The sequence below is a fragment of the Streptomyces sp. NRRL S-455 genome, assembly GCF_000717875.1.
Classification (GTDB): domain Bacteria; phylum Actinomycetota; class Actinomycetes; order Streptomycetales; family Streptomycetaceae; genus Streptomyces.
Map to the genome: position 1 here is coordinate 68,057 of NZ_JOCT01000008.1, position 22,918 is coordinate 90,974.

Genomic DNA, 22,918 nt, shown 5'->3' on the forward strand with positions numbered 1-22,918 from the left:
CCCGGGGCCTCAGGGCAGCTTCCGTACGGGTGCGCCCGCGAGGAAGGCACGGATGTTCTCGACCGCCTGGCCGTAGTACGTCGCGTAGTTGGCCCGGGAGACATAGCCCAGGTGCGGGGTGGCGAGGAGGCGGGGGGCGGTGCGCATCGGGTGGTCGGCGGGCAGGGGCTCGATGTCGAAGACGTCGACACCGGCGCCGGCGATCCGGCCCTCGCGCAGGGCGGCGAGGAGCGCCGCCTGGTCGACGATGGCCGCGCGCGAGGTGTTGACCAGATACGCGGTCGGCTTGAGGAGGGCGATCTCGGCGGGGCCGAGCAGTCCGCGGGTGCGGTCGCTCAGCGCGAGGTGGACCGAGACGAAGTCGCTGCTCGCCAGGAGGTCCTCACGAGAGGGGGCCAGTTCGACGCCGACCTCGTCGGCACGCTCCTCGGTGAGGTTCTGGCTCCACGCGCTGACGTGCATGCCGAAGGCGAGGCCGACCCGGGCCACGCGGCTGCCGATCTTCCCGAGGCCCAGGAGTCCGAGGCGGCGGCCGTGCAGGTCGGCGCCGACGGTGGACTGCCAGGGGCCGCCGGAGCGCAGGGCGTTGCTCTCCGCCACGAGGCCGCGGGCGAGACCGAGCAGCAGAGCCCAGGTCAGTTCCACGGGCGGCGTGGAGGAACTGGCGGTGCCGCAGACGGTGACGCCGTGCTCCTCGGCGGCCGCGTAGTCGATGACCGAGTTGCGCATGCCCGAGGCGACGATCAGTTTCAGCCGGGGCAGGCGGGCGATCAGCGACCCGGGGAAGGGCACCCGCTCGCGCAGGGTCACCACGATGTCGAAGTCGGCCAGGGCCCCGGCCAGGGAGTCCTCGCCGTCCAGGTGGGTGCCGAAGGAGACGACCTCCACGTCGTCCGTGAGCGGCGACCAGTCGGCGACCTCGGTCGCCACCTTCTGGAAGTCGTCCAGCACAGCACAGCGCAGCCGCACGGCACGCCCCTTCCACGGCCCACGATCAATTCCAGGACCATGATCGGGCCTGAGCCCGGCAGGGGGAACCCTCCCGTCCTCCCTCTCGTACGGCCGGTCAGCTCCCCCTCGATTCTTCACGACCTCTGACCGCTCACCTGCAAGAATCTCACGACTCGAAACAACATCCCGACACTCCAACTCCGAGTGATGCAACCGCAACAAAGAGGAGATGTCCCCGTCGGCGTCCACTCGGCGTGCCACCATTCCGCACGTTCCCAGATCCAATCCACCCGCAGCCAAGGGAATTTTCAGCACTGCGATCTCCTGGACAATCTGGCCGTTCAGATCATGGGGACAAAGCGCTTCTACCTCGCACACCCCGGGGCGGTGAAACAAGCTGGAATGGAATCCCGGAAATACGATGCCTGGGCCCGCTTGTCCCTGACCAGCGCCGAGAAGCTGGCGGCCGGTCAGGAAGACGGCGCCTTCGTCGTGGCCGATCTCGCACCGGGCGATGTCCTCTACGTACCGGGGGACGGGTGGCACGAAGTCGTCAACCTGACCCCGGGCGTGCTTCTCAGCGGCTTCTTCGGCCCCCGAACCCGCGTCCTGTCACGCTGGGCGTGGGTCCAGGCGCGGGAAGGCCTCCACCGGGCAGGGCTTCTTGGCCGCGGCCACTGCACCTGCCATGCCGGACGCGCCGAGATGAGCTGACGTCACGACCGCCGAACTAGCGGTCGAGGACGCGGGCGAGTTCGGTGAGCGCACTCGTCAGGCGGGCCGTCGAGACTCCGCGCTCGCGTTGGTACGCGAAGACGTCGGGCGCCAGCGGGGCCAGCAGGGTGTCGGCCAGTGCGTCAGGGTCGCTCACGTCGGCCTCGCGAAGGAGAGCCAGGACGTGGGCGCGCCGGAAGCCGTACGCGCCGATGGCATACCGCCTGGCACCGGTCTCGGCGCCGAGTGCCAGGTGGACATGCTGGTCGAGCAGCTCGGCCATCGCCGTGTAGAAGGCGGCCAGTCGTTCGTGCGGCGGCGCTCCCGGGCCCAGCGGCGGCGGCCCCTGGAGCAACTCGTGTTGCAGGGCCTTCTCGTGTTCATCCAGCAACGCGGTGGCGATGGAGGCGACGTCCGGGTACCGACGGTACAGCGTCCCCCGGCCCACGCCGGCGGCCCGGGCGATGTCCTCCATCGTGACGGTGCGCGGGTCCTTCGCAGCGAACAACTCGGACGCGGCTGAGAGCACTTTTTCCCGGTTGCGGGCGGCATCGGCGCGTTCCTTGGTCACGGGGGTCAGCCTAAGAGGTCATCTCATGCAGAAGGGGTGCCCCTCGGGGCCCGCGGCCCACCGCGGCGGCGCGCGGCCCCGGGGGTTCGTTCAGTGTCGGGAACCCGTCAGCGGGCGAGCACGCCGAACTCGCTGCCGGTGCCGACCTGGGCGTCGACCGGGGGCTTCACGACGTGGGTGGGCGAGGCCCCGGCGACCTTGCCGCCCTTCGTGCCGACCGACCAGACCTCCGGCGTGGTCGCCGGGACCGGGATGGTGATCTCGGGCTGCTTGTCATCGTTCAGGTCTGTGGTCTTGAGCTGCGAGGGGATGCGGTACGTGCCGGCGGGGCGGGGAAGGCCGGGCGCGTTGTAGGCGTAGAACGCGGAGCCGGTGCCGGTGACACCCCTGGACGAGCCCTTCAGCACGTAGAAGCCGCCGCCACTGGTGTAGCAGTGCTCGCAGGAGGGCCTGCCCTCGCCGGGGGCGCCGGCGATCAGCTCGGCGTAGCCGTCCAGGTTGAGGTCGGCCGCGGCGACGGAAGAGCCGAAGCGGTCGCCCCGCTGCACACTGCCCGGGACGCCGGCGCTGTCCTCGGTGAACATCCGCATGGCGCGGTTCTCGTCCACGCCGCCCGATGCGCCGTAGTTGACCCGGACCACGCCCGCGGCGACTTCGGTGTCGAGCACGGACTCCGCGTCGCCGACCGCTATGTCGCCGTAGCCGTCCTTGTCGAAGTCCGCGACGGCAACGCTGTTGCCGCCACGAACGGTGACCGGGGTGAGGCGCAGTCCGGAGGCCCCGCCGAGGAGTACCCGGCCCCGCATGCGGTCCTCGCCGAGGACGACGAGGTCGTCGACGGACCCCTTGTTGATGCGGCCCACGGCGATCCGGTCCTGCGCCCCCGTGTAGACGGGGTAGTTGCGGCCGGTGTCCACCTTCAGCGTCGAGGAGGGCGAGCCGTCCGCCTTGAAGGGGCCCCGGAAGAGGCGGAGCGAGGTGGAGTAGCCGACGACCAGGTCGGTCTTCCCGTCGCCGGTGAAGTCACCGGCCTTCAGGACCGAACCGAAGCCGGGCCTGTTCGCGGGGTCGGCCATCAGGGTGCCGCCCTTGAGGCCGGTGGGGCTCCCCCAGAGCAGACTGACCTGGTCGCCCCGCGCGCCCACGGCGAGGTCCGCATAACCGTCGGCGTTGAAGTCGCCGCTGGTGAGGACCTGCCCGAACCGCCCGCCCTGTGTCGGGTCGCCCGGCACTCCGGGGCGATTCTGGGTGACGGCCTTCAGGCCGTTCTTCTGGGCGCCGTACTTGCCGCCGTACGAGACGGTGACGTAGCCCGCGCTCCCCAGCGTCGTGGTGGCCCCCTCCGTGCCGGTGACGATCACGCTGGCGTCCGGGGAGCCGATGGCCAGGTCGTGGTAGCCGTCGCCGTTGAAGTCGTCGGAGTACCGGCTGGGCGCGGGACCCGCGGTGGCGGCCTCGGCCTGGGTGCCGGTGGAGGCCAGCAGGCCTCCGGCAAGCGTAGTGGCCGCGGCGATCGCGATGGCGTGACGGATGTGGCGTCGCACGTGCGTTTTTCCCCTAGGAATTCGGTCGGAAATACGCCCCTGAGACCCCTGCCGTACTGGAACGGTTGTACGTATTTCCGCGCCGCTTCGCGCCCGGCACCCTTGCCCTCGCCACCCCGTCGCCGCAGACCCTCGCGCGATGCCGTTCACCGATGCGGTGCGGCAGAAGCACTCTTCGTCCGTGCCGCCAAAGCCGAGTGACTACATGAGCACCCACCACGCCTCTGACCTGCTCGGCGGGCTGCACCTGGCGGAGTTGCCGCCGGTCTTCCCCGCGCACCGACGCTTCACCGAGTGGACCGCCGCCCGGCTCTGGGCGAAGCTGCACCGCCTCATCCTCGGCGAGCTGGGTTCACGCGGAGTTCCTGACCTGCTTCCTCCTCGCCGCCGCCGTCTACCTGCTGTCGCTGGCGATGAAGGGCCTGCCGGTGGGCACGGCTTACGCGGTGACACCGAAGACCTGGAGGAGCTGAACCTTCTCGCCGCCCAGTTGACGAGCGCATTGCGGGACGTGCTGCGCGTCGACCTGCGGCTTCGATACCCGGTACGGCCGCTGGAAGCTCGCCGCGGGACACCCCAGTGACCGTCGCTGGCTCCTGCGTTCGGCACGACTGTGGCACGCACTCAGTCGGCGACAGTCAGTCACGCCGGGGATGTGTCCGCTCCGCGAGGGCGCATGTGAGTCCGTAGCTCCGGGCTTCGCTGGGAGCCGGGTTAGCAGGTGGCGTGTGAAGCGGCTCCAGGGCACGCGCCGCACCCCGCGGTCAGTCCGGATTGCCAGCCGCGTTTTGACAGTGGTGTAGCTGCTGCCGCTGGACTTCTGAACTGCAGCCGTACCTGCTGGCCGGCGTAGTCGACTGGTACCTTCGGCCCCTCCATCTCGTTAATTGATTTGACGTTGCCAGCCGATCGACGTACATCTGCTGCGAGTGAGAGGCTTCTTGCGACCAAAGTTGAGAGCCATGCCTTCGCCGTGCGTGCCGATTGGTCTCGTGCACGCCACGATATGAGACCCGCCGCTCTTGGAGGATGCATGCGCAGGTCGGCTGCAGATCTTGTTCTGACTGGAGCTCGGGTCCGCCTCGGTCGGGATCACTGGGCCAGGACTGTAGCTGTCAGCGGAGGAAGAATTTCCGCAGTCGGGAACGACCTTTACAGCGTTCGCGATCTGATCGGACCTCATACACGGGTAATCGAGTCACCCGGAGCGTTGGTTGTCCCAGGATTTCAAGACAGTCACGTACACGCGCCCTTCGCGGGCCTTGATAGACGACGCCTGTCTCTTCATGACGTGAAGGGGCGATCAGCCTACCTTGAGGCGATCGCCACCTACGCCCATCAACATAGTTCCAATGCGTGGATTGTTGGTGGTGGTTGGGCGGCAGAGTACTTTACCAATGGCTGTCCACGGAAGGAGGACTTGGACAGTGTCGTACCGGACCGGCCGGTGTTCCTGTTCAATGGTGATCTGCACGGAGCATGGCTCAACTCCCGGGCACTAGAGATAGTTGGTATCACGAAGCACACCCCGGACCCTGTCGACGGCCGTATCGAACGTGATCCGATTACCGGAGACCCATCGGGGACTTTGCAGGAAGGAGCGGCATACTGGGTCAACGACCACTTTGTTCCGCAGCCAGCGCAAGAGGAGTGGGAAGCAGCAATTCTTGAGGCTCAGCATTACCTGCATTCTCTTGGTGTTACTGGCTGGCAGGACGCCTGGGTAACCTCCGCCACCCAAACCGCCTATGAGTCACTCGCCCGTCAAGGTCGATTGACAGCCCGAGTTGTTGGCGCACTCTGGTGGGACAGGAACCGGGGAATGGAACAGCTCCCTGAATTACTGGAGCGCAGGGAACGTGGGCTCGCTGTTGTCTCACCCACGGCACACTTGGGCTCGGGATTTCTGCCCACCTCAGTAAAAATCATGACGGACGGTGTGCTGGAGAACTTTACTGGAGCTCTGCTGGAGCCGTACTGTGACGGGTGTGGTGGCCATAGTGACCAGCGCGGCGTCACTTATCTAGATCGAGATCTATTGGCTGCCGCCGTCACGGAACTCGATGCTCAAGGATTCCAGGTGCACTTTCATGCGATTGGGGATCGGGCAGTACGAGAAAGTCTCGATGCCGTTTCCCGCGCCCGCTCCTTGAACGGCGATAGTGATCGACGCCACCATATAGCCCACGTGCAGGTCGTTCAGCCAGACGACGTCGTTCGATTCGGCGAATTGAGTGTTGTCGCCAATTGTCAGGCGTTTTGGGCGCAGAGTGCAAGCGAAAGAGACGATCTAACAATCCCCTTCCTTGGGGCGGATCGGGCTAGGCTGCAGTTTCCGTTCGCGGCGTTGCTCGCCTCAGGAACTCGCCTCGCCATGGGGAGCGACTGGGCAGTGACCACAGCGGACCCCTTGGAGCAACTTGAGGTTGCTGTCACGAGAACATCGCCCCAGGACCGGGACCACCCCCCATTTCTCCCCGAACAACGCATTAGCCTGGATGATGCCCTGGACGCATTCACCGCTGGTTCTGCGTATGTTAACCACGACGATCAGGGTGGCCGTATTGCGGTGGGGAGCCGTGCCGATCTTGTTCTGCTGGACACCGACATTTTCGCCCCAGGGTTCGTCACGGACCATGCGGCACCCATTGCAGATGCTCGTGTGCGACTCACAGTGGCCGGCGGGTCAGTCGTCTACGACGCCGAAAGCTGCTAATAATCAACGCTGCGGCACAGTCGCTGGCGGCGACGGTTCCGGAAGATGCGGTGTCAGTGTTGGCCACCAGGATGGGTGATCGAGCACAACCTGTCGAATAGCGGGAGACGTTGCGATCATTCCGGCTACGTAATGATCCCAGCAGTCGTACTCACTCGTTCCCGGAGCCAGTGATTTTATCATGAGGCCATAGTCGAGAGCATCGGCAAACATGTGTGCCAAAGTCAAAACCTGTTCCCTCTCCTCCCCAGGGCCCGGCATGGCAGCACCGTGAAAGAAGTACTGATTGAGCTGTGGATGCTGGAAGATGAGCGTACCGATGTTGTGGAGTCTTTCAACGCTATTGTTGATGGCTGATGCGGCTGCGATTCCGTTGGTTATGGCTGTTTGCTGCGTTAGTTGGCGAATTTGCCAGGCAGAAAACAAAATCGAGAACACTGCGGCTGCGGAAGCTATAATGCCGAAGATCAGAGTGCTCAAGATCCCCCCTCATGACGCGAAATGCACGTATGAGCCTTCCCTGATCGGCTGACTTCAAATCCCGCCTGGGCCATCGACGTGGGTTGGTGAATGCACAGCTACATCAAACGATGCAGAAGAATCGGAGGCCACTGAGTCATCTCGTTGGATGTGACGCTGCCTGAATCTCTTCCTGCCGCAAGCGTGAACACAGGTTTCGGTACCCGAGTCCGCAGTCGTATACGTATTGCACACTGGTGCCCCGCACGCCGGAACTCTGACTGCGGCGCTGACACGGGCAGGCATCTGTCGGTGGCTGCAAGAGGTGCTAACCGCAGAGCTGAACGCGCCAGTTTTCACCGTGACTCCCCGTTGTTCCCCGCTGGATCTGGGTCGTCAAGATTCCGACCGACCGCGCCTACGGGTGCGTGTCCGTGATCGCGATGACCTCGTCGAGGCGGTCCAGGGCAGCCTGCAAGTCGTCGACCTTGGCCTGGATGCGGTCCCGCTCGGCGCGCAGCATGGCTCGTTGCTCGGCGTCGGTGTGCCCGGAGTCCCAGCACGGAAGGAGTTCCGTGATCCTTCGGCTGGTCAGGCCAGCGGCGAACATCTGCTGGAAGAAACGGACCAGGGCTACGGCGTCCTGCCGGTAGAGGCGCTGGCCGGATGGGCTGCGCTCCGCGATAAGCAGCCCCTGCTGCTCGTAGTAGCGCACGGCGCGTACCGAGACGCCGGCACCCCGCGCCACCTCGCCGATGCGGATCAGCCGCTCGCCCGCGGCCTCTGTGACGGTCATGGTGATTCCTCTCACCCCGGCCTTGGTGACCAGCGCTTGCCTCTGACGTCAGCGTCAGGTTTTAGCGTACCGGGCATGGACATCACCAACTCAGTTGCCCTTGTCACCGGAGCCAACCGCGGCCTGGGCCGCGCTTTCGCCCAGCGCCTGCTCGAAAGGGGCGCCCGCAAGGTCTACGCGACGGCTCGCCGGCCCGAGACCGTGGACCTGCCCGGGGTCGACGTGCTGCCCCTCGACATCGCCGATCCCGCATCCGTGAGGGCCGCAGCCGAGGCCGCCCCGGATGTCTCGCTGCTCATCAACAACGCGGGGATCCAGACGGGGACCGACCTGGTGACCGGTTCACTGGACGCGGTACGGCACGAGCTGGAGACCAACATGTTCGGCCACTTGGGAATGATCAGGGAGTTCGCGCCGGCGCTCGCCAGGAACGGCGGGGGCGCGATCGTCGACGTCCTCTCCGCCATGTCGTGGTTCGGGGGCAAGGGCGCCAATGCCTACCACCTGACCAAGGCAGCCGCCTGGGCCATGACCAACGGCGTCCGCCTGGAACTCGCCGAGCAGGGCACACTCGTGACAGCGGTGCACCTCGGCCTGGCCGACACCGACATGGCCGCGGGCTGGCCCGTGGCCAAGATCGCGCCGTCGGACCTGGCCGACGCGGCGCTCGACGGTGTCGAGGCGGGCTCCGCCGAGGTCCTCGCCGACCAGTGGAGTCGGGACGTCAAGTCCCGGCTGCCGCTGAGGCCGGAAGAATTCAACGCCGCGATGGACCGCGCCCTGGCGGCGCTAACGGCGGCATGAGGCCCCTCGGGACGCACTGACTTCGGTCGGTTGCTTCCGAGCTCAGTCAGTTAATACTCCATCCGCAGTTGTGGATCTTCATGCTGTGGCCTCGCGTCGGCGGTAGTGGCAGTCGCGGACGCGGGCCTGGTGTCGACGACGCCATAGGGACCAGTGCAGGCGATGGTCGCGTTGGTCGTTCGGGGATGCGGCGGGCGGAGCGAATAACAAAACGCCCTGGAGGGGAGATCCCCTCTGGGGCGTTTTGGCTGGTAGGAGGTGGCGCCCCCGGCAGGACTCGAACCTGCGGCCAAGCGCTTAGAAGATGCGGGCAAGGCTTGGTGGGTCAACCCGATCGGCCTATGTCGGCACCATGCGGAGCTGCTGAGTGTCGCTGTCGTCCGCCGTCGTTGCCGTCAGCGCTGCCGTCACTGCCGTCAGCGGCACTGCCCTGTGACCACCGCATTAGGAGTGGGGTCGAATCTCTGATGGGTGGTGCTCGGTTGTGCCGCGTGGTGCCATTCGGCCTGATCAGCGCCGCGTGGTACGGCCGGCCCATCCAGGTCAGGACGGCTCCTGTTGCGCAGTCCGCTCACGCGCCGCTCACGCATACGGCAACCGTGGGGGTGTCCAATGGCGAACCATGCTGGGGCGCGGAAGGCTGATCGTCTCCCGTGGGTGCACTGGGGGAAGCACCTCCCCAAGCCTTTAACTAACTCCAATGTTGCTAACTGTGATGTTAGTATCTGCGGGGTACGTGGCACTGGGGAGGCGGCGGCATGGCAGATTTCGTGGGCAGGCGGCACGAGCTCGAGACGCTGGATCGCGAGCTGGGCAAGGTGACGGCCGGGGCCGGTGGGGAGCGGCCCGGGCGGTGCGTGATGCTTCGAGGGCGCCGCCGGGTGGGTAAGTCGCGGTTGGTGGAGCGGTTCGCCGAGAGGTCCGGTGTGCCGTTCCTCTTCTATGCCGCCACAGGGGCGTCGCCGGGGGCGGACCTGGAGCGGCTCAGCCAGGATGCGCAGTCGTCCAGCCTTCCGCTGGCGAATCTGCTGTCCGCGGCCCGCCCGGCGAGTTGGGACGCGGCCTTCGACGTACTGGCGGCGGCACTGCCGCACGACCGGGCGAGCGTGGTGGTCATGGACGAGGTGCCCTACTTGATGGATGCGGAGGGCGCCTTCGAGGGCATGCTCCAGCGGGCCTGGGACCGAGTGCTGGAGAAGAAGCCGGTTCTGCTGGTTCTCATCGGTTCCGACCTGTCGATGATGGAGGCGCTGAACAGCTATGGACGCCCGTTCCATCAGCGCGGACGGGAGATGGTGCTGGGTCCGCTCAACCCGGCGGAGGTGGGCGAGATGCTCGGCCTCGATCCTGCCTCGGCCTTCGATGCGGCCTTGATCACCGGTGGACTGCCTCTGATCTGTGCGGAGTGGACGCACGGCGCCGGGATGTGGGATTTCCTGCAGGTGGCGCTCAGCGATCCGGTCTCGGCCTTGCTGGTGTCGGCGGAGCGCTCGCTTGCTGCGGAGTTCCCTCAGCAGGTCCAGGCCCGCACCGTCCTCTCGGCGATCGGCAGCGGTGAGCGGACTTTCTCCAATATCGCCCGCGCCGCCGGCGGCATCGGGGCGACCCCGCTACAGCGGTCACTGGGGATCCTCGCGGACAAGCGGGTGATCGCGGCGGAGCTTCCCGTGTCCACGCGGCCTTCGAAGGATCGTCGCTACCGGGTCGCGGATCCCTACCTCCGCTTCTGGCTGAAGCTCCTGGGCCCGGCGATGGAGGAGATCGAGCGGGGCCGGGGTGACCTGACACTGCAGCGCATCCGTGAAAACTGGACCAGCTGGCGTGGCAGGGCCATTGAGCCTCTGGTGCGCGAGGCTCTGGCACGGCTGCTTCCCGATGCGAGCCTCCCGGCTGCCCCCGCCATCGGCGGTTACTGGACCCGTACCAACGATGTGGAGATCGACGTCGTGGGAGCGGATCGCGCGCCGATCGCCAAGGAGCTGTTGTTCGTCGGCTCGGTGAAGTGGCTGGAGAACTCCCCCTTCGACCGGCACGATCTGGCGGCGCTGCACCGGCACCGCGCCGCGCTCACACCTGCTCCCGTGCCTGTGATCGCCATCTCGCGCAGCGGGACCGACTGCGCGGGGCTCGACGCTGCGTACGGCCCGGCGGAACTCCTCGCGGCGTGGTCCTCCTGAGCATGCTGGAATCCGTGTGGGCGCCAGGTGTCCATGGCCTGCTGCGGCGGCCGGCGTCGGAACTGCGGGCGGCGCTGCGGGTAAGGTCGCGGAGGGCGCCCACACCCTGTTCTCTCCACTGAGGGACCTGTTCGCCGCGATCGTCTTCATCTTCTTCGGCCTGAACACCGACCCCGCCAGCATCCCCCGGTCCTGCTCCCGGCGCTCGCCCTCGCCGCCGTCACCACCACGAAGATCGCCACCGGCTCTGGGCCGCCCGGCGCGCCAGGATCTCCAGCAAAGGCCGCTGGCGGGTCGGCGGCACGCTGGTCGCCCGCGGGGAGTTCTCCATCGTGATCGCCGGTCTGGCCGTCTCCGTCGGCATCGAGTACTCCCTCGGTCCCCTGGCCACCGCTTACGTCCTGATCCTGGTTGTGCTGGGTCCGCTCACCGCCCGGTACACCGAGCCGGTCGCCACCTGGTTGACCGGCCGGCGTCACAACTCCACCGCCGTGTCTCCGGCCGTGGCACACAGCGGTGGTGCGGAGAAGGCGCCTTCCGAGACCGCGTCGTGGACGGCGCACCGCGATGCAGGACACCGTTCGGGAGAGCACAGGACCAGTCGTCGGGACTTCCCCGGGACCGGCAGCACCCGCCGCATACGTCGGGCGCCATGACCCGCGCGGTCGCCAGGTGCGGAAGGGCACTGGGCGTCATACGCTGACCCTCAGGGGGCTGTTTGTGCCTTCATGGAACGAGGCACGGCCGGAATGGCCTGGCGGCCATGCGGTGAAGTCCGTGGCAGTGGAGTGAGGGGCCCGTGCACTCTCCGTACACTCTCGCGTTCGACAGCTCCGCCGAGGCCGGGACGAGCAGGCTCGGCGGCAAGTGCGCCGCGCTCATCGCGATGACCCGGGCCGGTGCTCCGGTGCCGCCCGGGTTCGTGGTGACCATGGATGCCTTCGAGGCGCTGCTCGACCGCGGCGGGTTGTGCCGGGCCGTCGACGCCGCCCTTGCCGGGCTCGTCGCCGATCCGGGTGCTGTGGCGGCGCGCGGCGCCGAGATCCGCTGCATGGTGATTGACCAGCTCATGCCCTCACCGGTCGCGTCGGCGGTGACGGCGGCGTACAAGGAATTCTGCCGGGCCATCGGCTGTCCGGATGTCGCGGTGGCCGTCCGGTCGAGCGCCGAGGGGGAGGACTCGCCCGACGCGAGTTACGCCGGGCAGCACGACACGTTCTTGTGGATCCGGGGCGCGGATGCGGTCCTCGACGCCGTTCGGCGCTGCTGGGCGAGCCTGTGGACCGACCGCGCGATCATCTACCGCGCGACCCATGGGCTGCGGCAGAGAGGGCTGCGCATGGCGGTCGGGGTGCAGCAGATGGTCGATGCCCGTACGTCCGGCGCCGCCGTGACCGTCAACCCCGCCGACGGTGACCCTTCGAAGATCGTGGTGGAGGCGATCTGGGGAATGGGGCAACTCATGGTGTCCGGCGAGGTGACCCCGGACGCCCACCTGGTGGACAAGGTACTGCTCACGACGGTACGGACGACCGTGTCGCCGAAGCACCAGGAACTGGTCCCCGCCCCCGACGGGCACGGGCTCATACGGCGAGAGGTCGAGGAGCGCCGTCGGCGGGTCCCCTGCCTGGCTCCGCCGGAGGTCGTCGAGATCGCCCGCCTGGCCAAGACCGCCGAGCGGTACTACGGCGTCCCTCAGAACATCGAGTGGGCCATCGACCGCCGGCGGCACGCCTCCGCGGGCGCCACCGCGATGCTGCTCCAGACGCGGCCCGAGGCGGTCTGGAGCCGTCGGCCGAGGACACCTGCCCGGGTCGGCCGCGGCGCGGGCGTCTCCAGCATCCTCGACACCCTCCTTCGCCCTGGAAGGTAGCCGATATGCCCCTTCGGCTCGGCCGCCGTCGAAAGACTCGTCCACGCCGAGTCGGCATCGCCCGCCTGCGAGCCTTGTAAGGAGCACGTCAAGATGACAGTCTCGCGCACAGCCTTCCCGAGCCCCTACGAGATGGCCTCCCCCGCGGCCGCGGAGGGGTGGGAAGGGTTGTACCCGTACTACATGCTCTTCCAGCCCTGGCGGCGCTCGGTCGAGGAGGAACGCTTCTGGTTCCGCGACAGCCAGCACTGGCCCACTGTGGTGAAGCCGTTCGAGACGGTCGTCACCGAGCTCGCGTTCAAGGGCCAGGGCCAGTTCAACACCCGGCACTTCGTCGTACCGCCCGCGTACGGCGTCACGTTCCGCATCCACCAGGGCTACGTCTACCTGAGTCCGGTGGCCGCGCCGGAGAGCCGGATCCCTGCCCGAGCACAGCAGTTCCTGGAACGCGCCGGGTACTACTACGCGAACTGGGACAGGCTGCTGGAGAACTGGAAGGGCAAGGTCCTCGGCATCATCCGTGAACTGGAGTCCATCAGCTTCGGCGAGCTACCGGAGGTCCAGCCGTACGAGGACATCGAAGCGGGGGTCGGCCTGGGCGCCGCCGATGCCCTGATCGGCGGGTACGACCGGCTCCTCGCCCTGTGCCAGCGCGCCTTGCAGTACCACTTCGAGTTCCTGAACCTCGGCTACGCGGCCTACCTGGACTTCTTCCAGTTCTGCAAGCAACGGTTCCCGGGCATCCCGGACCAGGGCATCGCGGCGATGGTCACGGGAGTGGAGATGGAGCTGTTCCGTCCGGACGACGAGCTCAGGAAACTGGCAAGGCTCGCTGTCGAACTGGGCGTCGACAGGGCACTGACCGTGCCCGACCCCGGGGAGCACACTCTGACTGCCCTCAGCCGCGAGCCGGGCGGCCGCGACTGGCTCGACGCCTGGAACGCCGCCCGTGATCCCTGGTTCAACTTCACGTCGGGCAACGGCCTCTACAGCAGCGACCGGTACTGGAGGGACACCCCCTCGCTTCCCCTGGGGTACATCCGCGACTACATCCTGCGCCTGCGGCGGGGCGAGGCCATCGACCGGCGCCTCGCCGAACTCGCCGCCGAGCGCGAGCGGATCACCGGCGAGTACGCCGCACTGCTCGACTCCCCGGCACGGGCCGACCTCGAGGTGAAACTGGGCCTCGCCCGCCAGGTCTACCCGTATGTGGAGAACCACAACTTCTACATCGAGCACTGGACGATGGGCGTCTTCTGGCGCAAGGCCAGGGAGCTGTCCGCCCTGCTGCACCGGGCCGGGTTCTGGCCCGGCGCGAACGACATGTTCTACCTCACGCGTGACGAAGTCCGCGCAGCGCTGTTCGACCACGCGTCCAGCTGGGCGATCGGCGTCGAGCCGGTCGGCCCCGGTCACTGGCCGGCGGAGGTGGAACGGCGGCGCCGGATCGTGGCCGCGCTCGAACGGCAGCACCCGGAACCGGCGCTGAACGAGCCGCCGCGGGCCATCACCGAGCCGTTCAGCGTCATGCTGTGGGGCATCACCGGCGAGCGGATCCGGTCGTGGCTGGCAGCCCCCGGCGACCTGGGCGACCTGACCGGCATGGCCGCCTCGCCGGGCGTCGCCGAAGGCACGGCCCGGGTGATCCGCAGCCCCGACGAGCTGGACCTCCTCCAGGAGGGCGACATCCTGGTCGCCCCGGTCACCGCGCCCAGCTGGACGCCGGCCTTCGGGAAGGTCCGCGCGACCGTCACCGACATCGGGGGAGTCATGTCCCACGCCGCCATCGTCTGCCGTGAGTATTCCCTGCCTGCCGTCACCGGGACGGGCTCGGCGTCCACCCGCATCAAGTCCGGCCGTCGGATCCGTGTGGACGGCACGGCCGGCACGGTCACCCTTCTCGACTGACCGGCCCCGTACGACAGGAGACGTCATGACGTCCGACCGGGCGGCCCGCGAGCCGCTGTCGACCCTCCCCCCCTGGCAGCCTCGGAGATTCCCCTGAGCGACCCCCTTCCGCCCGTGCCGTTGACCGGCGTCCGGCGGGAGATATGGGACCGCGCCCTTCCCTGCCTCGACGTGCGCGACAACGACGCCCATTCGCTGTACGCCTTCGCGCTGGCGGCCGCGCTGCTGCACGTCCTGCCAGGGGCACGGGCGGACGTCGTGCTGCCCGCCGTCCTCCTGCACGACACCGGCTGGAAGCCGGTCGACCCTGCGGACATCCTGCCCGCCATCGCCGGGCGGGCCGGACCTGCCGGGCAGGAGACGATACGCAGGCACGAGTCCGAGGGCGCCGCCAGCGCCGCCCGCATCCTCGCCGACGTCGGCTACCCGGCGCGGGACACCGAGCGGATCGTCACCATTATCGACGGGCACGACACCCGCAGGGATGCCCTCGACCTGGACGACGCCGTGGTGAAGGGCGCCGACAAGCTGTGGCGGTTGACCCCGCACGGCCTGCGCACCGTCGGTGCGTGTTCCGCCCTCGATCCGACCGGATACTGCGGTTCGTGGCGGCACGTACCTACGACCGGCTGCTTACCGACCCCGCCCGCGCCGTCGCGGCCGCACTCAGCGTGCTGGCCCGTACCGATGTCAGCGTGCAGCGAAGCGGCCTGAAACCGCCATCACTCGATGAATGGCCTATTTCGGTTGCTTATGGATATTTCCGGCGTGAGTCTTGACTGCATGGACGCCTATCCGCCACTCGGAGTGGTCGTGATCGACCGGCAGGGCCTCGTAGTCGGGTGGACGCCCGGAGCGGAACGCCTGCTCGGTCACACGAGCGCCGAGGCCCGCGGCCGGTCCGTGGCGGAGCTGCTGGACGCCCCCGTGCTGGCGGGCGGGGAACCTGCTCGAGGTGAAGGGGCTGCCGGGCTCGGTGAGCGGCATCCGGACGTGAGCGTACGCCACAAGGACGGGCGCCGGCTGGCCGTGGCCGTCTCCCGCTACCGCTTCGCCCCGGGGGTGGACAGCACCGGAGGAGGACCCGGCACCGTCCTGCTTGTCGCCCCGCAGTCCGGGTCGGCGGCGGAGCGCCTGCGGCAGTCGCTGTCCGGCTGGGTTCTGCAGGACTCGCCCCTGGCCCTGACGGTGTACGACACCGAGCTGCGCAGCGTGTGGCAGAGCGCCGCGATGCACCGCCTCAGCGGCCTGCCGGACGAGGAGCGATGCGAACGCCGGCTGACGGAGGTCTTCGCCGGCCCCGACGCGGTGGAGTGGGAGGAGCGGATGCGGCTGGCCATGGCCACGGGCGAAGAGCAGGTCAGCGAGCTCAAGGGCACCGGCCTGACCGGCCTCGGATCCCGTGTCTTCAGTGTCACGGCGACGCCGCTGCGGGACGCGGAGGCCCGTACGCTCGGAGTCTGCGCTCTCGTGAGTGATGTGACCGAGAGGCGCCGTGCCCGCGAGCGGCTCTCTCTGCTGAACGACGCGAGCCTGCACATCGGCAGCACCCTCGACATGGTGCAGACCGCACGGGAGCTCACCGAGGTGGCCGTACCCAGGTTCACCGACTTCGCCCGCGTGGACCTGCTGGACGTCATCCTCCAGGGCGACGAACCCGCTCCTGGGCCGCTGGCCGGCCCCGTGCGGCTGCGGCGCATCGCGGAACTGTTCCTGTGCGAGGGGGTCACCACGGAACAGCGCACCGTCGGCGAGGCGGACGTCTACCTCGCGAACTCGCCGGCCGCCCTGTGCCTGGCCAGCGGCCGGCCGACGCTGTACCGGGACAACACCGCCCCGCCGATCCGCTCCTACTACGCGATCGACGCGACCCCCGAGCGGCGGGCGAGGGTCCGGCGGATGGGCCCGCACTCATGGATCATCGTGCCGGTGAAGGCCAGGGGCACGACCCTCGGCGTGGTGTGGTTCACCCGCATGCGGGAGACTCCGGAGAGCTTCGACGAGGACGACCTTCCCCTCGCCGAGGACCTGGTGGCAAGGGCGGCGGTCTGCCTGGACAACGCCCGGCGCTTCACCCGCGAACGCGCTGCGGCTCTCACTCTGCAGCGGAGCTTGCTGCCGCAGCGGATGCCGGAGCAGTCGGCGGTGGAAGCCGCCTTCCGCTACCTCCCCGCCGAACAGCGTTCCGGGGTGGGCGGCGACTGGTTCGACGTGATCCCGCTCTCCGGAGCCAGGGTCGCGCTGGTGGTCGGCGACGTGGTCGGGCACGGCATCCACGCGGCCGCCACGATGGGCCGGCTGCGCGCCGCCGTGCAAACCCTCGCCGATGTCGACCTCGCTCCCGACGAACTGCTCACTCGCCTCGACGACCTGGTTCTCCGGCTGTCGGCGGAGTCCGGGGCGGACACGGAGCCGTCGGGGGCGGAGGCCGCCGGGGACATCGGGGCCACCTGCCTGTACGCGGTGTACGACCCGGTCTCCAGGCGCTGCTCCATGGCGCTGGCCGGCCACCCGCCGCCCGCCGTCGTCGGTCCGGACGGCACCGCTGAGTTCCTGGACGTCCCCGTGGGACCGCCACTCGGACTGGGCGGGCTGCCGTTCGAATCGATGGACGTCACCCTCCAGGAAGGCAGCCTGCTCGCCCTTTACACCGACGGCTTGATCCATTCCGGCCACCGCGACCTCGGGGACGGGCTTGAGGCCCTGCGGGAGGCGCTGGCCGTGCCGACGGGCACGCTGGACTCCCTGTGCGACCACGTCGTACACAAGCTGCTGCCCGAGGGCCCCGCCGACGATGCGGCCCTGCTCCTGGTGCGGCCCCGGGCCCTGGACGCGCGCAGGGTCGCCGTGTGGGACGTGGAGGCCGACCCCGCCGAGGTGGCGCGGATACGGTCGAACGCAGGCCGTGCCCTGGCCGAGTGGGGGCTGGAAGATGCCGCGTTCGTCACCGAACTGGTGGTCAGTGAACTGGTCACCAACGCCATCAGGTACGGCGACACGCCGATCCAGTTGCGGCTCATCCACGACCGCGGGCTGATCTGCGAGGTCTCCGACTCCAGCAGCACCGCACCGCATCTGCGGCGGGCCCGGGTGTTCGACGAGGGCGGTCGGGGGCTGTTGCTGGTCGCGCAGCTCACGGAGCGCTGGGGCACCCGGCAGACGGCGGCCGGCAAGACGATCTGGTGTGAGCAAACCCTGGCCGCGGCCGGCGGCCCGCTCCTCTCCCTGGAGGGAACTGCCGCCATATGACCGCGCCGTACGCGGCGCGCGACGACACGTAGATGTCGGGGCATGGCACCCCATCCGCTGACGCACCGCTCACGCAGACGGCCCCGGACGAGGAGTCCGAGGCCGACTAAAACACCTCCCTGGGGGAGAAGCCCCAGGCCGGCGGCTTGACGCGTTGTGCCCCCGGCAGGATTCGAACCTGCGACACCCGCTTTAGGAGTTCGATCCATCCCCGGCACGGTGGGACCTTCCTGCGTGCACTGGGGCCACGAACAACCACCGACATCCGCGGCGGTTCGTAGCAGTTGATGTCAGCGTTGGATGTCATTCAGATCATCCGGAGAGCACCAGGAGGATCAGTTGCAGGGGCATCATGAGGAACGCGAGTGACAGCAGCAGTCCGCCGGCCAGCGTCACGCCCGCTGTGCGCCACAGCAGGGTCGAGGCCGCCAGTGAGCAGACGGCCTTGCCGGGCTGCTGACGGTCGTAGACGACTTCGATGCGTGTCGGGTCGCCGCCGATGCCCCTGGCCGCGTAGTCGGACTCGATCTCGTGCGTCCCGCCCTCCAGGTCGGTGTACCGGAAGAACGTCCGCTTACGCTCTCGCCGGGCGAACACCGCGACGACCGTGACACCCCGCCTGCGCACGGTCCACAGCTTCCACGCCCACCGGAGCGAGGGCACCACGATCAACAGACCGAAGAGGGCGGGCGCCACCCCGAGCAGCCACAACGCCGCCTGCTGCGTTTCGCCGGCCCACGCCAGCAGGGCGAACCCGCCGACGTATACGAGAAGGAGAACGATCCCCACGGCGCGTTCACGGCGTGTCAGCCCCAGCCCTTTCTTCCGGCCGGAGGCGCTCGCCGGCCGCTCCTCGACCAGGGCCGCCCCGCCCTGCGGCGGACCGCTCCTGGACCGTGCCCCGTGGGCCACCTCGACGAGCCGGCCTGCTTGGGCGGCGTCGCGGCCGTCCAGGGTGAACACAGGCCCCGGAGCGCCGTCCACACCCCACAGCGCGATCTCGACCGAGCGCCGCCCCCGGCCCACGACCCGCGCCTCCTCCACGGCCTCGATAGGTATCCGCCGCCGCAGCCCCTTCTGCTCCAGCACGACGGCCTGGCCCTCCAGCCACATGGCGTCGCCATACCCACGCAGCGTGACCGACGGCAGCGGCGACAAAGGCGGTGACGGCTCGGACCGACGGGACATCAGGACCTCTCTCGTTGAATCCGGAGGGGGTGGCACGAACACTCAAAGCATTCCACGCATCCGCCCCCAGGAAGCGGCCGTCACCGTGAACCGGCCGGCGGACGCCGTCTGCCTCGCCGAGACCCAGGCTTCTTTGCGGGAGCTGCCGCCCCTACGGAAGGCCCGCACACTGCTCAACTGACGGGCACGGCGGCCAAGGGCAGCGGGAATTGAGGGGCCCCCGGGTTCGCCTCGGGATTCGAGTCGTGTCGGCGCACCGTCCCCTCCCACCACCTTGGCGACGAGACCGCTTCGTCCCGAAGCAACTTGGCTGGGCACTCGACCTTTGGACGCGGCGCCTCTCACCTGCGGCGGCGGTCCGCCGGCGTTCGCGGGCGTCCCCTGTTGTTCGCTGGCGTTGTCACGCAGTTTGACTCACCCGGTGCGCGGGACCGGCTCTCAGCTCAGTACTGCAGCCGCAGTTGTTGTGACCGGTGATCCGGTTGCTCGTTGTGCTTGGTCATGGGTGGGGGTGTCACGGTTGATGAGGTGCATAGCTGGGCGGCTGGGCTGGATGTGCTGCATGGCCGGATCGGCCGGTATTTTCGCAGGTCGGAGCCGCGCGAGCGGGCAAGGCAGTATCTGCGCGGGTTGCTCGCTCCGTTGGAGCGGAAGAACGGCTGGACGCTGGCCGAGCAGGCTGGCGAGGTGTGCCCGGACGGGATGCAGCGCCTGCTGAACCAGGCTGACTGGGACGCCGACGCGGTGCGGGACGAGGTCCGTGGCTTTGTGCTGGAGCATCTCGGCGCCGAGGACGGCGTGTTGATCGTGGATGAGACCGGGTTCATCAAGAAAGGGGTCCGCTCGGCCGGGGTGCAGCGGCAGTACACCGGAACCTCCGGAAAGATCGACAACTGTCAGCTGGGGGTGTTCCTCGCCTACGCTTCCGACCGGGGGCGGGCGCTGATCGACCGGGAGCTGTACCTGCCGACCTGCTGGATTGAGGATCCGGTCCGCCGGGTGGACGCGCGGATCGGCGACGAGGTCGGCTTTGCCACCAAGCCGGCCCTGGCCCGGGCGATGCTGGCGAGGGCGGTGGACGCCGGTGTGCCGTTTCGGTGGGTGACCGGGGACGAGGTCTACGGCCAGGACCCTGTGCTGCGCAGTTGGCTCGCCCAGCAGCGGCTCGGCTACGTGCTGGCGATCGGCTGCAAGCACCGTGCGGGCCCCGGGGGCAGAACGCCCGCACCGTCTCGGCCATCCTGCCCGAGGACGCCTGGGAGATCCGCTCCGCCGGCGACGGCGCCCACGGCCCGCGCGAATACGCCTGGGCGATGGTTTCGTTGCCTGGTCAGGGCACAGATGGCTTCGAAGACGGTCTGCTCATCCGCCGGTCCCTGGCCGACGGCGAACGCGCCTACTACCTCACCCACGCCCCCGCCGACACCCCGCTCGCGGAGCTCGTCCGCGCCGCCGGGGCCCGCTGGGCGATCGAGGAAGCCTTTCAGGCGGCGAAGAACGAGGCCGGCCTGGACCACTACCAGGTCCGTCACTATCCGGCCTGGTACCGGCACATCACCCTGGCCATGGCGGCCGCCGCCCATCTGACCGCCCTCCGGGCTGCCACCGGGGAAAAGGGGGACACCGAGGCGACCTGATCCGACTGACCGTACCCGATCCGTGAGCGGCTTGGCCTGGACGTCCGCTTCCATGACCTCCGCCACACCTGCGTGACCCTGCTGCTGGGTCTTGGGATCCCGCCGCACATCGTCCGCGACATCGTCGGGCACAGCGCCCTGGACGTTACGATGAACATCTACGCGCACGCCGACATGACGGAGAAGCGGGCCGCTCTGGACAAGCTGGGAGACCTGCTGTCCGACGAGTGACGGGGTTGTTGCCGTCAGCGTTGCGGTCAGAGACATGAAACGCCCTGGAGGGGAGATCCCCTCTGGGGCGTTTTGGCTGGTAGGAGGTGGCGCCCCCGGCAGGACTCGAACCTGCGGCCAAGCGCTTAGAAGGCGCCTGCTCTATCCACTGAGCTACGGGGGCCGGTGTGGTGGCCTCTGTCGTGGTGCCCTGGTGTGGGCCGATCCGTGACGTGCCGGGGACAAGGATAGGGCTCCCGCGTCCTTGTCCCTGTTGCTTCGCCTCCGGGGATCGATGTGGCTCGATGTGGAGGTTCGGTGAAGCGGTCCTGATAATCGCAGGCGGGTACGAATCGTGCACCGTTTTTGGCGCCTGACGCATCGGGTGTTGTGCACTCGTTATGCCTGGAGTGTGCCCGTGTCCCAGTCATCCCTTCCGTCCCTTGTGTTCTATCGGCGCGCAGACATGCCCATATGCTTCAGAAATCCCCTAAAATTGGGCATTCTTCGCATGTGGTGACCTTGGACGTACGGCCTCAGCTGCTCGACGCACTCTCCGCCCTGCGCGACCGTGTCGCCGCCGCACGCTTCCCGCTGCCCCTGGCGGGGGCTCCACGCGCGCGTGCCAACCGCGACGAGCTGCTCGCACAGCTCGACGACTACTTGGTGCCCCGGCTGAGAGAGCCCGAAGCGCCACTTCTGGCCGTCATCGGGGGCTCCACCGGAGCCGGCAAGTCCACCCTGGTGAACTCGCTCGTGGGGCGGCGCGTCAGCGAGGCGGGCGTGCTGCGGCCGACGACCCGGACCCCTGTACTGGTCTGCCATCCGGAGGACCAGCACTGGTTCAGCGGCATGAGGGTGCTGCCCGACCTCACGCGGGTGTGGGCGCCACAGCGGGAGCTCACGGACGACCTGCTGCTCCCGGGGGAGAACCCCGCGCGCGTGCTGCGCGTCGAGAGCGCCGAGACACTGCCGCCCGGCCTCGCCCTCCTCGACGCCCCCGACATCGACTCCCTGGTCTCCGACAACCGCGTCCTCGCCGCCGAGCTCATCTGCGCGGCCGACATCTGGGTCATGGTCACCACGGCCGCCCGCTACGCCGATGCCGTGCCCTGGCACATGCTGCGCACCGCCAAGGAGTACGACGTGAGCCTCGTCACCGTCCTCGACCGGGTTCCCCACCAGGTGATCGGCGAGGTGTCGCGACAGTACGCGGCTCTGCTCACCAAGGCCGGCCTCGGGCATGTGCCGCGGTTCACGGTGCCCGAGCTGCCCGAGTCGGCCTGGGGTGGCGGACTGCTGCCCGCCACCGCCGTGGCCCAGCTGCGCAACTGGCTCGTCCACCAGGCCCAGGACCCGGCGGCCCGCCAGCAGGTCATGGTCCGCACGGCGCGCGGCGTCCTCGACTCCCTCAAGTCCCGCCTGCCCGAACTGGCCGGCGCGGCCGCCGCGCAGCACGCCGCCGCCCTGCGACTCACCACCGCCGTCGACGGGGCGTACGACAGCGAGCACACGCGCGTGCGGGGACGGTTGCAGGCCGGGGCGGTGCTCGCCGGGGACGCCCTCAAGCGGTGGCGGGCCTTCCCCCTGGACTGCACCGCCGGTGAGCTGCTCGACGCGCTCGTGGAGAGCCTGGCCACGCTGCTGCTGTGCGCCGTCACCGCCGCCGACGAGCGCATCGACGACGCCTGGAGGCGCGAACCCGCGGCGGCCGCACCCGGGCTCGCCGACCGGGAACCGGCCGCGGAGAGCGCCGAGCAGCGGATCGGTATCGCCGTACGGCGATGGCGGCGGGAGCTCGAGGAGTACGCCGAGGACGAGGTGCGCGAGCTCGACCGGAGCCTCGCACCCGACCCCGAGCTGGTCGCCGCCCTCGTCGGCACCTCCCTGCTGGGCGGCCGCCGGGGGCGGATGGCCGGGGAGAGCCTCGCCGAGCGGATCGGCGCTCACAGCGCGCTGCGGCTGCGCGACCGGGCCGGACGGCTGCTCGTCGAGCACGTGGACCGGGTCCTGTACGCCGAACGCGAGCGCCGGCTCGCCCCGCTCGACGCGCTCGACGTCCACCCGGAGCCCCAGGCCGAACTCATTGCCGCGCTGTCCGTACTGCAGAAGGAGAGGTGA

17 protein-coding genes, 1 tRNA gene and 4 pseudogenes are annotated in these 22,918 nt (G+C 68.8%); 14 read left to right on the plus strand and 8 right to left on the minus strand.

All coding sequences use genetic code 11. The features are described 5' to 3' along the window. Window positions 1–9 precede the first annotated feature (9 nt). Complete coding sequence (locus IE97_RS0112660) at window positions 10–969, minus strand: D-2-hydroxyacid dehydrogenase family protein (RefSeq protein WP_030236969.1); 960 nt, start codon at window positions 967–969, stop codon at window positions 10–12. A gap of 189 nt (window positions 970–1,158) precedes the next feature. On the opposite strand from IE97_RS0112660, the gene IE97_RS40160 reads away from it, so the two are divergent. Beyond that, complete coding sequence (locus IE97_RS40160; protein ID WP_158708276.1) at window positions 1,159–1,665, plus strand: cupin-like domain-containing protein; 507 nt, start codon at window positions 1,159–1,161, stop codon at window positions 1,663–1,665. A gap of 16 nt (window positions 1,666–1,681) precedes the next feature. Here IE97_RS40160 and IE97_RS0112670 read toward each other — a convergent pair whose 3' ends face one another. Then, the gene (locus IE97_RS0112670; RefSeq protein WP_030236975.1) at window positions 1,682–2,236 is read right to left on the minus strand and encodes a TetR/AcrR family transcriptional regulator; all 555 of its coding nucleotides are present in this window, start codon (window positions 2,234–2,236) and stop codon (window positions 1,682–1,684) included. A 107-nt stretch (window positions 2,237–2,343) separates the two neighbouring features. Next, complete coding sequence (locus tag IE97_RS0112675) at window positions 2,344–3,780, minus strand: FG-GAP and VCBS repeat-containing protein (protein WP_030236979.1); 1,437 nt, start codon at window positions 3,778–3,780, stop codon at window positions 2,344–2,346. Window positions 3,781–4,013: 233 nt separating this feature from the next. On the opposite strand from IE97_RS0112675, the pseudogene IE97_RS43730 reads away from it, so the two are divergent. Next, window positions 4,014–4,150: pseudogene (locus tag IE97_RS43730) on the plus strand (IS5/IS1182 family transposase); the annotation flags it as partial. A gap of 663 nt (window positions 4,151–4,813) precedes the next feature. Beyond that, window positions 4,814–6,496, plus strand: coding sequence for an amidohydrolase (locus tag IE97_RS40165; protein WP_078603200.1), 1,683 nt, complete (start codon window positions 4,814–4,816; stop codon window positions 6,494–6,496). A gap of 3 nt (window positions 6,497–6,499) precedes the next feature. Here the strand turns inward: IE97_RS40165 and IE97_RS42055 are convergent, their stop codons facing one another. Both IE97_RS42055 and IE97_RS0112690 read right to left on the minus strand, forming a co-directional pair. After that, window positions 6,500–6,976: a hypothetical protein gene (locus tag IE97_RS42055; RefSeq protein WP_158708277.1), complete on the minus strand. Its 477-nt coding sequence runs from the start codon at window positions 6,974–6,976 to the stop codon at window positions 6,500–6,502. Window positions 6,977–7,373: 397 nt separating this feature from the next. Next, window positions 7,374–7,751: a MerR family transcriptional regulator gene (locus tag IE97_RS0112690; RefSeq protein ID WP_030236987.1), complete on the minus strand. Its 378-nt coding sequence runs from the start codon at window positions 7,749–7,751 to the stop codon at window positions 7,374–7,376. A 75-nt stretch (window positions 7,752–7,826) separates the two neighbouring features. Here IE97_RS0112690 and IE97_RS0112695 point away from each other — a divergent pair, with 75 nt between their 5' ends. After that, window positions 7,827–8,555, plus strand: a complete 729-nt coding sequence (locus IE97_RS0112695) for an SDR family oxidoreductase (RefSeq protein WP_030236990.1) — start codon at window positions 7,827–7,829, stop codon at window positions 8,553–8,555. 78 nt (window positions 8,556–8,633) lie between these two features. On the opposite strand, the pseudogene IE97_RS43735 reads toward IE97_RS0112695, so the two are convergent. Next, window positions 8,634–8,762 (minus strand): annotated as a pseudogene (locus tag IE97_RS43735) (IS701 family transposase); the annotation flags it as partial. A 551-nt stretch (window positions 8,763–9,313) separates the two neighbouring features. Here IE97_RS43735 and IE97_RS0112700 point away from each other — a divergent pair. The 6 genes and pseudogenes from IE97_RS0112700 to IE97_RS0112725 all read left to right on the plus strand — a co-directional run bounded on the left by IE97_RS0112700 (window position 9,314) and on the right by IE97_RS0112725 (window position 17,762). Continuing rightward, on the plus strand, window positions 9,314–10,732 hold the full coding sequence (locus IE97_RS0112700) for an ATP-binding protein (RefSeq protein WP_030236995.1): 1,419 nt from the start codon (window positions 9,314–9,316) through the stop codon (window positions 10,730–10,732). Between the two features lie 73 nt (window positions 10,733–10,805). Further along, window positions 10,806–11,388, plus strand: a pseudogene (locus IE97_RS38420) (cation:proton antiporter); the annotation flags it as partial. 143 nt (window positions 11,389–11,531) lie between these two features. Then, the gene (locus IE97_RS0112710; protein ID WP_030237003.1) at window positions 11,532–12,605 is read left to right on the plus strand and encodes a PEP/pyruvate-binding domain-containing protein; all 1,074 of its coding nucleotides are present in this window, start codon (window positions 11,532–11,534) and stop codon (window positions 12,603–12,605) included. Window positions 12,606–12,698: 93 nt separating this feature from the next. Then, on the plus strand, window positions 12,699–14,513 hold the full coding sequence (locus IE97_RS0112715; RefSeq protein WP_030237007.1) for a PEP-utilizing enzyme: 1,815 nt from the start codon (window positions 12,699–12,701) through the stop codon (window positions 14,511–14,513). A gap of 114 nt (window positions 14,514–14,627) precedes the next feature. Next, on the plus strand, window positions 14,628–15,227 hold the full coding sequence (locus tag IE97_RS0112720; RefSeq protein ID WP_051704936.1) for an HD domain-containing protein: 600 nt from the start codon (window positions 14,628–14,630) through the stop codon (window positions 15,225–15,227). A gap of 54 nt (window positions 15,228–15,281) precedes the next feature. After that, window positions 15,282–17,762 carry a SpoIIE family protein phosphatase gene (locus IE97_RS0112725; protein ID WP_234331805.1) on the plus strand — a complete coding sequence of 827 codons (2,481 nt, stop codon included), beginning with the start codon at window positions 15,282–15,284 and terminating at the stop codon, window positions 17,760–17,762. A 312-nt stretch (window positions 17,763–18,074) separates the two neighbouring features. On the opposite strand, the gene IE97_RS0112735 is transcribed toward IE97_RS0112725, so the two are convergent. After that, window positions 18,075–18,950 (minus strand): hypothetical protein, encoded by an 876-nt coding sequence (locus IE97_RS0112735; protein WP_030237020.1) that lies wholly within the window; start codon window positions 18,948–18,950, stop codon window positions 18,075–18,077. 501 nt (window positions 18,951–19,451) lie between these two features. On the opposite strand from IE97_RS0112735, the pseudogene IE97_RS40170 reads away from it, so the two are divergent. The 3 genes and pseudogenes from IE97_RS40170 to IE97_RS40175 form a co-directional block, all read left to right on the plus strand. Beyond that, window positions 19,452–20,231, plus strand: a pseudogene (locus IE97_RS40170) (IS701 family transposase); the annotation flags it as partial. Window positions 20,232–20,263: 32 nt separating this feature from the next. Continuing rightward, the gene (locus IE97_RS43740) at window positions 20,264–20,587 is read left to right on the plus strand and encodes a hypothetical protein (protein ID WP_420706082.1); all 324 of its coding nucleotides are present in this window, start codon (window positions 20,264–20,266) and stop codon (window positions 20,585–20,587) included. 36 nt (window positions 20,588–20,623) lie between these two features. Continuing rightward, on the plus strand, window positions 20,624–20,818 hold the full coding sequence (locus tag IE97_RS40175) for a tyrosine-type recombinase/integrase (protein WP_420706080.1): 195 nt from the start codon (window positions 20,624–20,626) through the stop codon (window positions 20,816–20,818). An 87-nt stretch (window positions 20,819–20,905) separates the two neighbouring features. On the opposite strand, the gene IE97_RS0112750 is transcribed toward IE97_RS40175, so the two are convergent. Beyond that, window positions 20,906–20,981 (minus strand) — tRNA-Arg (locus IE97_RS0112750). 329 nt (window positions 20,982–21,310) lie between these two features. On the opposite strand from IE97_RS0112750, the gene IE97_RS0112755 reads away from it, so the two are divergent. Continuing rightward, on the plus strand, window positions 21,311–22,918 hold the full coding sequence (locus IE97_RS0112755) for a dynamin family protein (protein ID WP_030237028.1): 1,608 nt from the start codon (window positions 21,311–21,313) through the stop codon (window positions 22,916–22,918).

Coding starts and splice junctions, on each gene's coding strand:
- IE97_RS43740 (WP_420706082.1), top strand. CDS start 20,264: ATGGTTTCGTTGCCTGGTCAGGGCACAGATGGCTTCGAAGACGGTCTG.
- IE97_RS40165 (WP_078603200.1), top strand. CDS start 4,814: ATGCGCAGGTCGGCTGCAGATCTTGTTCTGACTGGAGCTCGGGTCCGC.
- IE97_RS0112700 (WP_030236995.1), top strand. CDS start 9,314: ATGGCAGATTTCGTGGGCAGGCGGCACGAGCTCGAGACGCTGGATCGC.
- IE97_RS0112735 (WP_030237020.1), bottom strand. CDS start 18,950: ATGTCCCGTCGGTCCGAGCCGTCACCGCCTTTGTCGCCGCTGCCGTCG.
- IE97_RS0112690 (WP_030236987.1), bottom strand. CDS start 7,751: ATGACCGTCACAGAGGCCGCGGGCGAGCGGCTGATCCGCATCGGCGAG.
- IE97_RS0112695 (WP_030236990.1), top strand. CDS start 7,827: ATGGACATCACCAACTCAGTTGCCCTTGTCACCGGAGCCAACCGCGGC.
- IE97_RS0112715 (WP_030237007.1), top strand. CDS start 12,699: ATGACAGTCTCGCGCACAGCCTTCCCGAGCCCCTACGAGATGGCCTCC.
- IE97_RS40160 (WP_158708276.1), top strand. CDS start 1,159: ATGCAACCGCAACAAAGAGGAGATGTCCCCGTCGGCGTCCACTCGGCG.